14 protein-coding genes are annotated in these 13,776 nt (G+C 54.4%); 3 read left to right on the top strand and 11 right to left on the bottom strand.

Annotated features, from left to right (window positions below; genetic code table 11):
* Nucleotides 1-13 precede the first annotated feature (13 nt).
* The 3 genes from IB237_RS15295 to IB237_RS15285 are packed head-to-tail and all read right to left on the bottom strand — an operon-like array spanning nt 14 to nt 3,109.
* Entirely contained in the window at nt 14-961 is a 948-nt protein-coding gene (locus IB237_RS15295; RefSeq protein ID WP_192489551.1) for an aldo/keto reductase, read from the bottom strand.
* Nucleotides 958-2,247, bottom strand: a complete 1,290-nt coding sequence (locus IB237_RS15290; RefSeq protein WP_192489550.1) for an LLM class flavin-dependent oxidoreductase — start codon at nt 2,245-2,247, stop codon at nt 958-960. Before IB237_RS15290 ends, IB237_RS15295 begins: the two co-directional genes overlap by 4 nt.
* Nucleotides 2,240-3,109 (bottom strand): LLM class flavin-dependent oxidoreductase, encoded by an 870-nt coding sequence (locus IB237_RS15285; protein WP_192489549.1) that lies wholly within the window; start codon nt 3,107-3,109, stop codon nt 2,240-2,242. The genes IB237_RS15290 and IB237_RS15285 overlap by 8 nt, the downstream gene beginning before the upstream one ends.
* 159 nt (nt 3,110-3,268) lie before the next feature.
* Here IB237_RS15285 and IB237_RS15280 point away from each other — a divergent pair, with 159 nt between their 5' ends.
* Nucleotides 3,269-3,955 (top strand): GntR family transcriptional regulator, encoded by a 687-nt coding sequence (locus IB237_RS15280; RefSeq protein WP_192489548.1) that lies wholly within the window; start codon nt 3,269-3,271, stop codon nt 3,953-3,955.
* Between the two features lie 6 nt (nt 3,956-3,961).
* Here the strand turns inward: IB237_RS15280 and IB237_RS15275 are convergent, their stop codons facing one another.
* The 8 genes from IB237_RS15275 to IB237_RS15240 form a co-directional block, all read right to left on the bottom strand.
* Entirely contained in the window at nt 3,962-4,543 is a 582-nt protein-coding gene (locus tag IB237_RS15275) for a peroxidase-related enzyme (RefSeq protein WP_192489547.1), read from the bottom strand.
* 30 nt (nt 4,544-4,573) lie between these two features.
* Nucleotides 4,574-5,770, bottom strand: coding sequence for a dipeptidase (locus IB237_RS15270; RefSeq protein ID WP_192489546.1), 1,197 nt, complete (start codon nt 5,768-5,770; stop codon nt 4,574-4,576).
* The gene (locus IB237_RS15265) at nt 5,767-7,533 is read right to left on the bottom strand and encodes an ABC transporter ATP-binding protein (RefSeq protein WP_210323974.1); all 1,767 of its coding nucleotides are present in this window, start codon (nt 7,531-7,533) and stop codon (nt 5,767-5,769) included. Before IB237_RS15265 ends, IB237_RS15270 begins: the two co-directional genes overlap by 4 nt.
* On the bottom strand, nt 7,517-8,383 hold the full coding sequence (locus IB237_RS15260) for an ABC transporter permease (RefSeq protein ID WP_192489545.1): 867 nt from the start codon (nt 8,381-8,383) through the stop codon (nt 7,517-7,519). The genes IB237_RS15265 and IB237_RS15260 overlap by 17 nt, the downstream gene beginning before the upstream one ends.
* Nucleotides 8,380-9,363: an ABC transporter permease gene (locus tag IB237_RS15255; RefSeq protein WP_210323973.1), complete on the bottom strand. Its 984-nt coding sequence runs from the start codon at nt 9,361-9,363 to the stop codon at nt 8,380-8,382. Before IB237_RS15255 ends, IB237_RS15260 begins: the two co-directional genes overlap by 4 nt.
* Nucleotides 9,360-10,952 carry an ABC transporter substrate-binding protein gene (locus tag IB237_RS15250; RefSeq protein WP_192489544.1) on the bottom strand — a complete coding sequence of 531 codons (1,593 nt, stop codon included), beginning with the start codon at nt 10,950-10,952 and terminating at the stop codon, nt 9,360-9,362. The genes IB237_RS15255 and IB237_RS15250 overlap by 4 nt, the downstream gene beginning before the upstream one ends.
* Before the next feature lie 404 nt (nt 10,953-11,356).
* Nucleotides 11,357-11,668, bottom strand: coding sequence for a type II toxin-antitoxin system RelE/ParE family toxin (locus IB237_RS15245; RefSeq protein WP_192489543.1), 312 nt, complete (start codon nt 11,666-11,668; stop codon nt 11,357-11,359).
* Complete coding sequence (locus IB237_RS15240) at nt 11,658-11,939, bottom strand: type II toxin-antitoxin system ParD family antitoxin (RefSeq protein ID WP_192489542.1); 282 nt, start codon at nt 11,937-11,939, stop codon at nt 11,658-11,660. The genes IB237_RS15245 and IB237_RS15240 overlap by 11 nt, the downstream gene beginning before the upstream one ends.
* Nucleotides 11,940-12,195: 256 nt before the next feature.
* On the opposite strand from IB237_RS15240, the gene IB237_RS15235 reads away from it, so the two are divergent.
* Together IB237_RS15235 and IB237_RS15230 are read left to right on the top strand one after the other, a co-directional pair.
* The gene (locus tag IB237_RS15235; RefSeq protein WP_192489541.1) at nt 12,196-12,693 is read left to right on the top strand and encodes a sigma-70 family RNA polymerase sigma factor; all 498 of its coding nucleotides are present in this window, start codon (nt 12,196-12,198) and stop codon (nt 12,691-12,693) included.
* Between the two features lie 84 nt (nt 12,694-12,777).
* A complete protein-coding gene (locus tag IB237_RS15230) occupies nt 12,778-13,722 on the top strand; it encodes a FecR domain-containing protein (protein ID WP_192489540.1) in 945 nt (314 codons plus the stop codon).
* Nucleotides 13,723-13,776: the final 54 nt, after the last annotated feature.

Raw genomic sequence — 13,776 nt, 5'->3', positions numbered from 1 at the left:
CGTACCGCTCCGCTTACCAGACCAGCAACCGCAGGTCATCTTCATCTAGATGTACCCGCGTCGACTCAAACAGCGAGGATAGTTGTTGCGTGTCGCGGGCACTGGCCAATGGTATCACTTGGATTGGCCGTGTCCGAAACCATGCGAGCGCAATTGCCGCAGGTGAGACCGAGTGTTTCTTTGCGATGTCGTGAAGTGCATTTTGAAGAGCTGGAGCGCGAGGATCGTCGATCAATCCTCGTATCTTGTCAGTATGCTCGGTCCAGACATTGGCATCGCGATATTTGCCGCTGAGGAAGCCGGAAGCCATGGCATGATAACCGAGAACCTGAATGTTCGGATCACTGGTCAACTCAGTGTAATTATCGTCCAGGGCCTTGTGGCTCACAATGCTGTAATCGTGCTGGAAAACCGTGATCGGCGTCAGCGCATGTTTTCGGATGAGACGCTTGATCTCGGTGTAGCGTTCCGGAGAAAGATGCGAATAACCTATGCGGCCAACGATACCTTGCCGAACCAATTCGTGGAAAGTGGTCAGCGTCTCCAGAAGATCAGAATCCGGATCGTCCTTGTGGGCGTAGTAGATGTCCAAATAGTCAGTGCCAAGGCGTTTAAGGCTGGCGTCCAATGCGGACAAGATATTATCTCGTCGCAGGCCTTTTCTCGCTTCCGACAATCCAACCTTGCTTCCGAGGATGATCTTCTGTCGTTTGCCAGGTGATTGCAACCATTCGCCAAGGACGGATTCGGATTGCCCCGTAACGCCGCCGGCAACCCATTCGGTGTAGTTGTCGGCAGTATCGATAGCGCGACCGCCCTGGAGAAGAAATTCGTCCAGTAGATCGCCCGCCTTATCGGCAGTTAGCGTCCAGCCGATAATGTTGCCCCCAAAGACGAACGGACCCAAATCGAGTGGCCCATCGGTGCGGATCTTTCGATCCTGAAAATGTGCGACGGTCATGCTGCAACCTCGCGAGCAACACGCTCTCGAAGAGTTTCGTCAAGATACTCTCGGGCATAGACACCCCAATCCTGCAGGATTGGTACAACGCTTTTCACAAAACCTTGCAGCCAGTCTGGTGCACTATGCGGTGCGATGACGAAGCCATCCGTCGCACGGGCATCAACAAGCCGTCGAAGTTCAGTCGCAACTGCTACCGGCCCGCCAAAAATGTAATGGGTACCGGCCGACAGAATGAGTGTTTCACGAAGGCCAGTACCACCATTCTCCGCTGAAATCTTCCGCAGGCGATCGACGGCTTTCTCGGCAGGCCCGTCCAGATAAAGACCATAGGATAGGCCGAGCGAAACCTTATGGCCCGGCAGAGGGTCATCGGGCGGCAGTGGGCCCTCAATATCCAGTTCTGTAAACCGTTTGCCCCAGATTTCTTCCACGTAATCTGCCGCGAGCTGTTCATGAAGTTGGAATGGCAAAAGTGCGCGATGCTTTTCCCTGGCATCGGCATCGTTGTCGCCAACCAGAACCGCAAGACGGGAATAGATTTTCAAGCTATCGGGGTATCGCCCTTTTGTTTTCAGACGCTCATGAACGTCTGCGTAAAAAGCACGACCATTCACTTCATCGGCATAGTGTGTGTAAAGACCGTCAGCATAGGAGACAGCAAGGTCACGGCTATGCGGCGAATCTCCCGCCTGGATCGTAAACGGGGCACCTTGCCGTGCAGGCGGCAGGAGTTGCTTCCTGGTCGCGGGGAAATATTTTGGGCTTGGACCATCTGGGCGCTGGCCTGTGAGGGCGGCGATTACGTCATGGACGATCTCAAGCCCGAGCTCATAGCGATCGACCGAGTGTTCAGCTACGGCCTTGGCGCGGTGGTTAAGATAGGCCTTAGGATTGCCGCCAAGCACGACATTCCATCCTGATCGACCATTGGTGAGCAGATCGAATGTATGAAGCTTTCGAGCCAGGTCATAAGGCAGGTTGTTGCCAGTGTTGATGGTTGCAACAAAGCCAAGATCAGGAAACAGTGAAGCGAGGTAGGACTGTGTCGTCAGATTGTCGAGGCGACCAATAACCTTTGGTTCCGGGACACCATCCTCGTTGCTCGGCAATGCAGCCGTTTCCGCTTGAAAGTAAAAGTCGAATAGCCCCGCACGATAGACCTCCGCTGCCTTGCGAAAAGAGACTTCCGTGTTCAGTTCGTCCGAATGATCCGGATGCCAGATCTCAAATGGATCTTCTGCGTTATATTGAGCGGCAATGCGCACGCGGCGCTTCTCAGACATGGGCAGCTCCAGCGATTTTGGCGGCGGGATGGGGTGCGAATTTTGCGGTGAAGTTGTTGCCCGAGGAGACAGGTGACCAATCGAGCGTTGATGCCGCTACGGCTGACAGATCCTGGAGTTCGGACCATGACGTGACATCCTCGCCAACCCGCAACAGGACACCGAACCTTCGGTCGTCCCGGGAAACATTGCGCAACGGCTTTTCGATTAGCGAATGTCGATGATCATTCGTATCGTTTTCAGAAGAGGTGATGACGGCCGAAGCGCGCCCGACAATCCTTTTATGCGCCGGGTGATCCTGCGCAATGAAAAATGGCGCGGGTTGGATGGCGGTCGGTGTAGGAAGCGGACCGCGAATGGAAAAATACTTGCCCTCATGGTCAGCACGGCGAATGAGCCGGCTGTTAACATAGCGGTTCTCCGCCCAATCGCGGGCAAGTGCACCAGGTCTCCAGTTGTTCCACAGACTGCCCACAGCGGCGATAAACTCGCCGACAAACGCGGCATCCGCACCAACTTTGGCATAACCTATCTCAAACGAGCCACGCGGCTCGGCAAGAGGAGCAAAACCCGCCCGGCCATTCGACAGAATATCGAGGCTGGCAAGTGACCTTGCAACCAGATAGGGGTCGCTACGGAATATATCCACTTCGGGGACGATCCCTATCTCCGGTAGACGACCGGCTATGTGCGCCGCTACGAGATGCGCCTGAATATCGCTTTCCTGATCGTCTGCTATATGCTCGCGTACGATCAGGAAATCGCAGGATAGCGTTAGTTCGGTCGAAGATCCCTTCGGCAGAAGGTGGAGAAGGTGTTGAGCGTCGATGCTAAGGCCGACGACGGATAATGCTGCTTCCACAATAACTTCCTGAGATTAGGTGTCATTGATATTCAATTTATTCTATATAATATATAAGGGTAAGGAATGAGATTTTGATTGTTCATGTTTCAGGAGAAAAGTCTGCGCTTATTTGCGGACCGTCTACCTTGAAGAACGGCAGCAGGAGCGGGTGTCGATATGGTGGTACGTAGGACTCTGGCTGAACAGATCGTCGATCATGTGCGGGAAAATATCGCTCAGAATATCTACCAGCCGGGCCGGAAACTGACGACGCAATCGCTAGCGGAAGAATTGAACGTGTCCATGACGCCCGTTCGCGAGGCTCTAAAGACGCTTGCCGCGCTGGGTTTCGTTGAACTTGTAGCCAATCGCGGCGCGGTCGTTGCAAGCCTTGACGAGAAGGAGGCAGCTCATCTCCTCACGGTCTATTCCAGGCTTGACATGCTGGCCGGTGAGCTCGCCGCTGAATTCGCGACGGTCGAAGATATCGACCTGCTGCGCGGCATTATCGAACAGATGATGAATGCCGTGGCACGAAATGACCAGATTACGTATTTCCACGAGAATCAGGACTTCCATTCAGCTCTGGCGCGTATCTCCGCCAATCCGGTGCTGATCGACATGCACTCCAATCTCAATGCGCGCCTTTATCCCACACGCTTCAGGGGGCTTCAGGAGAACAGCATGGTTTGGAAAGAGGTGGCTCTGGAGCATCATGCCATCGTTGATGCTATCCAGGCGCGTGACGGCGAGTTGGCTGGTCGATTGTTGCGGTTGCATTTCCGCGGGGCGTGGAAGAGCCTTGATCGTTCCGCCAGTGATAGTGAGAATGGGAGTGATCTTGCCACTCCCATTCGCGTATAACAAAACCTACGAGCGATTAGCGAGATAGGCTTCTGCGTTTGGAGCGATGCCGAGCGCGTTATTCAGCCGATTGCTGAAATTGAAATAGGCAATCACTGCCGCAGCATCGATGATTTCTATCTCACTCAGGCCTTCAGCGCGAAGTTTGTCGAGATCTGTTGGGTCTAATTCCCATGAGGCGCGAGTAACCTTGACGGCATAATCAGCCAATGCTCGCTGGCGAGGGGTTAGCTCGGCGTGACGATAGTTCACCTCGATCCGACCAACGAGCACAGGGTCTTCGGTGATTTCCCGCAGGATTGCCGAATGGGCAAACAGGCAAGCCGGGCAATGGTTTTCCGCGCTGACGACAATTGCCAGAAGCTCTCGCTCGAACGGTGTGATACCCGTATCGGGTGCGAACTGCACAGCCTTGCTGAGCGCATCCTGCGCGGTCGCAAGTTCTGGTCTATGTGCGGTTACGAGTTGCGCATTTCGAATGTGACCGAACCGCTGTGTCGTGCGGTCGAATATGGCACTTACTTGCGGGGTCGCATCTGCTGGACCCAAAGCTAGCCAGGAAATTTCGGATACCGGTTTGTCACTCATGACGAAGCTTTCTTTCTGAAAAGGTAGGTGTCAGGACGCAGAAAAGGCCTCGGCCTGCTTCAGCACGCGGAGAAAATTTCCGCCCCAGAGTTTTTCGATTGCCGTTTGATCGTATCCCCGGCGAACGAGTTCTCGCGTCACGTTTTTCGCCTCACCGACATGGGCGTAGCCGATTACGCCGCCGCCGTTGTTGAAGTCCGAACTGAGGCCTACATGATCGATGCCGATCAGGCGCACGGCATAGTCCACAGCGTCGAGGTAATCGACAAGCGATGCGAATTGATGGCGTTTACCGGAGAACTTTCGGTATCCTGCCTGAAAGCGTTCAAAGTCCTCTGCGCTGAGGACCGCGCGGGGATCGTCCAATCCTTGTCTTAGGTTGAATGGCGCAAAAACTTCGGTGTTGAAGGCTTCCTGACTGCCGTCTCGATCTCGTAGATACGGCGCGAAAGCCACGATATTTACCACACCACCGCTTTCCGCTATCGCCTTCAACTCACTGTTTGACAGATTGCGCGGGCTGTCAACGCGGCCGCGTACCGCCGAATGTGATGCAATGACCGGCGTCTTGCTCAGTGAGATGGTTTCCTCGAGGCCTCGCGGTGATAATTGCGTGACATCAACGATAATGCCCAGACGATTGAGCTCGGTGACGGCTTCTTTTCCAAGATCCGTGAGGCCAAGATTATTGTCCGGTTTGTCACCAAAAGCCTTGTTGGGCCTTGAGGAATGCGCAAACGCGTTGTTGCCGATATGAACGAGGCCGAGTAGGCGCACACCGCGCTCATGAAAAATCTTCAGGGCAGAAAGATCCGTGCCCAGAGAGACGGCGTTGAGGAAGCTCAGCAGGATCGCTTGCTTGCCCGTAGAAATGATGTCCTTGATATCCGCAGAACTGCGGGCGAAAGCCAGATGTTGCGGATGATCAGCGACCAGTTTCGCAAGCGCGTTGTATTTTGCCTCGATCTGCTGTCTCGCTCTCGTGTGGCCCTCAGCCGTGTCAGGCACGGCGTCCGCCGCGAGGGCTACAACGGACACTTTCAACTTGCCGCGCAGGAGTTTTGGGAGGTCGAACTGACCTTCCGTGTCCTGGCCCGCATCGTTGCCGGGTGAGTTGAAACCATCACGGACATCGATATGGCCATCGATTGTGACGATCTCCGCATGAATTTTGTCCACGAGAGCTTCGTCAATCGTATCTGTCAAATAGAGGTTCTGAATCGTCATGCTTTCGCTTTCTGTTGATGAAGATATCGGGCAGCCTCATCCGTGGGGAGGGGCGTTTCGTTCTCGGCAATGGATGGCGGTTGCAGGTCCGAAAGTGCTGCCTCACGCTTTTTGTGGGCCATTATTCCCGGCGCGGCGCTGATGAGCAGACGCGTGTATTCGTGCTCGGGATTGTTGAGGATTGAGGAGGCATGGCCGGATTCGATCACCTGCCCGGTCTTCATGACATAGACGCGGTCTGCAAAACTGCGCGCCACCGAAAGATCGTGCGTTATGAACAGATAGGCCAGTCCACGTTCCCGCTGGATCGAACCCAGCAACTCCAGGATGCGGGCCTGAACCGAGACGTCGAGTGCCGAAACGGCTTCATCAAGGACAAGAAGGCGTGGAGCGGTTATCAGGGCTCTCGCAATCGCGATACGCTGTCTTTGCCCACCGGATAGCTCGCCGGGACGACGGCTCAGGAAGGTATCCGGCAAACCCACGAGATCGAGCATGCGCCGCGCTTCCGCTCTCTGCTCGCTGCGTGTGCCGATACCATGGACAGAGAGGGGTTCACGCAGGATGGCCTCGACGTTAAAACGCAGGTCAAGCGACGAAAACGGATTCTGGTAAACCATCTGCGCTTCACGGCGATAGCGTTTGAGATCAGCCTTTCTCAGCGTTGGCACATCATATCCGTTGAACAGGATTGTGCCGGCCTCCGGATCGTTAAGCTTCAGTATGCTGCGGGCAAGAGTCGTCTTGCCAGAGCCGGATTCGCCGACCACGCAGACAGTCTCGCCAGGTAAGACATCCAAGTCCACGCCCTTGACGGCAGCAATCGAACGCCCATCGCGAGAGGAGAAGTTCTTGTGCAGGCCGCGTACCTGGAGAAGCGCGTTGTCAAGGCGCGGTAGCGGCGGTCGCTGTGTGGTGGAAGCGGCGTGATCGTTCAGGAATGGTGCGGCAGCGAGAAGTGCCTGAGTATAGTTATGGCGTGGATTGCCAAGAACACGCCCGACAGCGCCGTGCTCGACCACATGTCCGTCTTTCAGAACAACAATACGCTCGGCTCGATCCGCCGCGACGGCGAGATCGTGAGTGATGAAGAGCATCGATGTACCGGTGCGCGATACCAGGTCCGAGAGATGGTCGAGGACCTGCTTTTGAACCGACACATCGAGTGCACTGGTCGGCTCGTCGGCGAGCAGCAATTCCGGCTCGCCACTCAAGGCAGCTGCGATCGAAACCCGTTGGTTCATGCCACCCGACAACTGATGCGGGTAACGGCCATAAATCGTTTGAGGCTCGGGAAAACCAACATTCCGTAATTGATCCAGAACCAGGTTCCTGGCCTGCACCCGGCCAAGCTCAGGTCGGAAAAAGCGAAGTGCCTCCAGTAGTTGGTCCCCGACTGGCAGAAGTGGGTTGAGTGACCCGACGGGATCTTGTGAGACATAACCGATATGCCGTCCGCGCAGTTTCCGCCACTCTCTTGACGAGAGCGATCGCAGATCGATGTCGTTGAAACGAAGCGTGTCGGCATTCATATGGGCAGCGCTGGTCGAATGTAGCCCGATGATGCAGTTGATGAGTGTCGATTTTCCCGAACCGGATTCTCCGACAAGCGCCACGACTTCGCCCTTGGCCACGTCAAGTGAGACGTTGTTCAGCGTCGCATTGCTGTTCTTTCCATGTCCATACCAGAAGGAAAGTCGGTCGATTGTCAGAAGCGCGTTGCCATTAGCGGGACGTTCCGATTGGTCAATGTGAGGCGCCAAATTTGTTCTCCAGAAACCGTCCAAGGGAGTTCGCCGCGATTACGGTCAAAACGATGAAAAGACTTGGGAAGGCGATGAGCCACCAGGAAGCGCTGATGAACCTCCGCCCCTCTGACACCAGAAGTCCCCATTCGATCTCCGGCGGAGGTGCGCCGAAGCCGAGAAAACTGAGTGCCGAAACGGAAAGAACCGCTGCGCCGAACTCGATGGCGGATAGAGCAACGACCGGACCCCAGGAATGGGGAAGAACATGACGGATTGCAACGCTGACGGGCGAGGCTCCCAGAAGGTGCGCAGATTCGACGAATGGCAATTCTTTGACCCGGATCACTTCCGACCGCATGATACGAGCAAAACTTCCGACCGAGCCTAATCCAACGGCAATCGCGACCGGGACAAGTCCGAAGCCGAGCGCCGTGACGATGGCAAGGCTTAAGAGCAAATTGGGGATGGCAAGCAGGATATCGACGACACGCATGATCGCGGCGTCGATACGCGTCGGACTAAAGCCGGAGACAAGTCCGACCGTGCTACCGATCACGAGGCCGATTATAACAGCGATCAGCGTCGACATCAGTGAATTTTGCGTTCCGTAGATGACGCGCGCGAGTAGGTCACGCCCGAGATGATCGGTACCGAACAAGTGTTCGACCGATGGTGGTTTGAGCTTGGAGGCCACAGATACAGCCAGAGGGTCAAAGGAAGCGAAGCGGGCTGGAAAGGCGACCCATAGAGCAAGAATGGCAAGATAGATGAATGCAAATGCCACCGCCCAATGGCGCTTCAAAATTGAGCCAAGCGGCGAGTTGCGGGCCTTGGAGAGCGGTGCGTCGGATGCGATGTCTGTCATGACCTCACCCTTGGATCGAGTATCGGGTAAAGCAGATCAACAAGCAGGTTGATGATCACATAGACCAGGGCGGAAAAGACGATCAGTCCGCAAACGAGATTGATGTCCTTGTTGGTTACACCCATTTGCATCAGTCGACCGATACCCTGTCGAGAAAAGACTGTTTCGGTCACCACCGCGCTGGCGATCGTTCCGCCGATAATTAGACCGGCCATTGTGAAGGCAGGCAGGGCGGCCTGGCGCATGGCATGGCGCAGAATACGAAACTCCGAATACCCCCTCGCACGCAGGGTGCGGACGAATGGCTCGCCATAGGCGCGGCTCAGACTTTTAGCGAGAACCTGGCCGAGAATGCCTGCACCGGGTATGGCAAGTGTTATGGCGGGAAGAACCATTGTCGACCATGTATTACTACCAGTTGCTGGCGCCCATCGAAGGGTGAAGGCAAAGATTTGCAACAACAACAGACCGACGACGAAGGTGGGTATCGCTACTAAGACGGCTGGGATCTTCGAAACGACGAAGCCCGTGCGTGGGAAGCCCGGCAGGTCTAGGGACATGACAGCAAACAACACACCGAACAGGATGGCTATGATAAGGCTGATTGCCGCGAGGCCAGCCGTCACGGGAGCTGCAGTAACGATGCTTTCGGTCACGGATTTGCCTGTGACTAGCGATTTGCCAAAATCAAGCTGCACGGCCCGCCACAATGCATCAAAGTATTGGATGAGGATCGGTCGATCAAATCCATACTGCGCGCGCAACTTCGCTAATTCCGCCGGATTGAGATGGGCGTCAGGGCCAAGCATGATCGACACCGGGTCGCCCGGCAGCCAATAGAGAATGGCAAAAGCCAGCGTAAAGCTTGCCCAGGCGACGAAAGCCGCCTGGATTAGTTTGCGAGTAAGTGCCCGCAATTTCCCACCAGCCTTCGTCACTTTGAATGAAGAGCCAACGTGTGCGTTTTTGGCGATGCTCATTGTTCCAGCCAGGCCGCTTCAAGACGAAGGCGCACGAGAACGTCTGGCAGCGCGCCATGCAGCTTGGCGTCACGTCCCAGAACTTGCGTCACTGGGTAAAGCGGTAGTGTATAGGCCTGCTCGACAATATGTTTCTGGATTTCTGCAATCTTGGCAAAGCGATCTTCGAGTTTGCTGAACGCGAGCTGCTCGATTAAGGCCTTTTTCAACCATTCGTCATCGCTATTGGGGACATTGCGCTGTTCAGGCCCGAAATAGGATCTGAGGACATCGGGATCCGCCTCGGTCGCATTGCCAAAGATTGCTTCGAATTTGTGCGGGTTCAGGATATTGTTGATGATATCACTGCCGTCCGGAATGGTTTCGAGTGCCAGATCAATGCCAATTTTTTTGGCTGCCTGCTGGATATATTCAGCCTGACCGCGATAGTTGCCGTAACCGCTCAAGGTGAGCCGCAATGGCTTGCCGTCCTTGGTGCGGATGCCCGCTGCATCACGGGTGGCCCAGCCCGCTTCGTCAAGGATCTTGTTGGAAAGCGCCGGATCGTAAGCGATGTCTTTACTCTGATCGATTGCGCCGGGGACAGTGCTTACAAGAACGCCGGTCGCCGGAATTGCCTTGGGGCTCTCCAGCGCAGCAATCATTTCCTGCCGGTCAATGAAATGCAGTAACGCCTGGCGAACCTTGATGTCACTGAGAATTGGTGTTTTGACGTTGAACTGGACACCGAACGGTGTTCCCGGATTGCGGCCTGCTTGCAGGACAAATCCGGATGCTTCGAGCGAGGACTGGTCGGCCACGTTAACGTTAGTCACGAGCTGTACTTCGCCTGATTGCAGGAGGCCGGTTCGAACATTGTCTTCCGGTGCGATGATAAATTCGATTTTTTTGAGATAGGGCTTGCCTTGGTTCGTGGAGCTGGCCGACGGCCACACATAGTCCTCGCGGCGTTCAAGCGTAGCACCCTCGAGCTGGGAATATTTTACCAGATTGAAAGGGCCGGCGCTAACCAGATTTCCAGCGCACCGTTCCTCAGCCGATCTGGCAAGTGTTGCATCGGAGTATAGAGCAAGCCAGGCCGATGAGGCGGCAGTCAGGAAATGACCGGCGGGATGCGAGAATTTGATCTTGATCGTGTGGTCGTCGACAATGTCGCTGCCAGCATAATAGGAAAGATAGTTGTACGGCCTGTTCGCCTTAGGGCCAATTTTGTTGCGGATATTTTCCAGATTGGCCTGAACTGATTTCGCATCCAGTTTCTGCCCGTCGGCATATGTGATGTCTTTGCGGAGGTGGTAGGTATACTCGGTCGCGTCTCCGTTGATTTCCCACCGTTCCGCAGCCCAAGGCTTTACGTCTCCGGTAATCGGATCTTGATCGGTCAAAGAAATAGCAAAATTGCGGGCAATGTTGAGTGGAGTGAAGTTGGTGATCTGGATAGGATCGACGCAAACCGGAGCTTCGTGAACCGCGACCTTCAGCGTCCCACCCGATACGGGTTTGGCCTCATCGCCCGAGGCGTGAGCGAGGGCTGCCGGTAACAAGGCCAGAAGGCCACCAACAAAAGATATCGAAGTGCTTGCTTTCATAATCGTTCCCATATCCATCCAGTTGCGTTCGGTGCTCCAAGAACGGTGAGGTCTCGCTCAAGCCGATTGATGAAAGCCAATATATTCTATATAATATATAGAATTTCATCAGGTGCAGATTTGCGAAGATTGGGACGGGTGGAGAAAAAATATCTAAACCGCGATGGATATAGCGACCAAGCGTTTTGCGAACAAAACGTTTCTGGGAGAGGGACCGTCGGGATTTCAAACGCAAGAATAGACGTTGCTTGTCGAAATGACGAACCGCTGCTTATTGACTACACATCAACAGAACATCTCACATAAGCGAACGAAGAACGATGTTCTCGAGGGGAGCCGAGCTTTGGGAACACAAACGAACATTTACCTCAGCCTAAATACCCCCCGCTGCCAACACTCTAAGTTTAGAAGAGTGAGGTAAGATCGCGCCGTCCGTCCACAATACGAATGATTTCGACTGCGTGGACAGGATCGCTCTCGGTGTCCGGTATCGTCTCATACAGGATCACGTAGGGCGCCTCGATCAGCATTCGAGCGGTTCGGAATATTTCCGGATGACGCGCACCTAGCCGCGGGTTTTGAATGAGCAACTCAGCCTTGCGCCGAAAATTTGTGAAGTATCGCTCAGCGCTCTGCGGATGGTCTCTGGCCAGAGCAATGTAGATACTTTTGACATCAGCGCGTGCTTTAGGTGTCCAGAGGAGCTTAACGGGCATGAGGTGCGGAGGATGCCATTTCCTGACGTGCTTCATTCAACGCTGTGTCAAAATCCACTTCGACAGCAGGGCCGCTTGCTTTGCCTTCTTCCCACATTGCACGCAGCTTTGCGATATCGCCACGCTTCTGCATCCATTTGGCCGACCAGTCTCGCATGGCTTCACGAACAACTTCACTACCGCTGGCATAAGCCCCGCTGCTTACGGCATCACGCAATAACTCAGCATGCTGTGTTGTCATTGAAACGCTGACTTTTTCAACATTCGGCATAGACTGACCTCCAATAGGAAATGGTAGTAATTTTTACCACCAAATCAATCGCGCGGCAATATTTCGATTTGCACTCTTGGATCGGAGTTCCAACCCAAAACTGTGACGATTGCACACCACGGATATTTCATGATCTTTAACATGAGTATGTTGCACATGTTTTGTGGGGAAGCTATGTAGGCCGCAATTGGTGGCAGTTTGCGCGGCAGCCTTGTCGCGGCCATGTCCAAACCTGTGTCCGAAAAGGTGATCATTCGTGGACTGGGACGTGCAAGGATTGTTCAGACGGCACGCGGGGGAGATAAGCCACTCTCTGCGCCGTCGAGGTTTGTCTGAGGACACAGCCGCTGATTTGACGCAGGATACGTTTGTCCGCCTTATCACCGTGAAGTCTGTGCCGCAGGCAAACAATCCCCGTGCCTACCTGTTCCAGATCGCACGCAACCTACTTTTCGACCATTTTCGCCGGGAAAGATCGTCTCCGATACATCCTGCGCCGGAAGAGATCATTTTGTCGGTGATGGACCCGTCGCCCTCCGCCGAAACGATTGTATATGACAAACAACGTTTGGAAATTTCGGAAAGAGCGTTGTCTGAATTACCAGAGCGAACGCGCCTGGCGTTTGAACTGCACCGAGTTGAGGGGCTCACTATCGCAGAGACGGGTGAACGTATAGGCCTGTCTACAACCCAGACCTGGACGCTCGTCCGCGATGCATATCGGCACGTCCGTGAACGGCTACAGGGCATTTAGGCTGATTTTAAAGGCGAAAATTTACGCTGGCTGTTCGTTTACATCTATACAGCGGACTATGCGACAAACTGAAAGAACGCGACGGTGACAGAGCAGCAGGATCAGGATCAGCTTTTCGATGAGGCCGTCGATCTCATCATTCGCCTACAAAACAATCCCGACAATCCTGTCGCGCTGGACGGTGCTCAAAAATGGTGTCTGCGTAGCCCGTATCACGCGGCCGCTTGGGCGGAAGCGGCCGAAATCTACGGCATGACCGGACAAATATTGAACGGAAGACAGACGGCAAAACAATCGAGCCACGCCGTTTCTCGCCGTACATTGCTTTTGGGTGGGCTGATCGGCGCTGGCATATTGGGTGGATACGTTGCACCAAGGGTAATGGGCGCCAAGCCTGATTATAAGACCACCACGGCTGAGGTGCGTCACTTAACGCTTGCGGACAACAGTACCGTAACGCTTGGACCCAACAGCGGCATCACGGTTGAAATGACTGACCAAGTGAGGCGTATTGGCCTTCTGGATGGCATGGCATTTTTTGATGTAACGCATGATCCGGCAAGGCCATTCGAGGTTAAGTCCGGTGACACATATACCAAGGTTCTGGGAACCTCATTCGACGTCAGTCTGGTGGACGATCTTACGGCAGTATCTGTCGTTCATGGGCGCGTGGCGGTCCATGATAACGCATTGCCAGGTCGCGAACTCCAGATTACCGATGGAGAATGGATCAAAATTGCCACTGGAAAGACAACATATTCGCGGGGGCAGCGCAATCCGGATCAGATGGCGGCCTGGAGACAGGGTTTGATCGTTGCAGAAGACGAACCCCTGTCGGACGTCGTGGCCCGCGTTTCCCGATGGCACCGTGGTCGCGTCGTTCTTGCTTCTCCCTCGCTATCACGCCAGCGGATCAGTGGCGTTTTTGATCTGTCAAATCCTTTGCTGGCGCTTGAAGCGATCGTCCATCCCTATGGCGGTAAAGTCCGCGAAATCTCCCCTTATCTGGTGGCGATTTATACCTTCTAAGAAAAATCAACAAAATAACCGAAAAAATCCGAACCACTTTCGTTTTCAACAATA

It is taken from the genome of Agrobacterium sp. AGB01, from assembly GCF_014851585.1.
GTDB lineage: Bacteria > Pseudomonadota > Alphaproteobacteria > Rhizobiales > Rhizobiaceae > Agrobacterium.
Note: the sequence above shows the minus strand (reverse complement) of the source record. Positions and strands in the feature narration are given on the sequence as shown.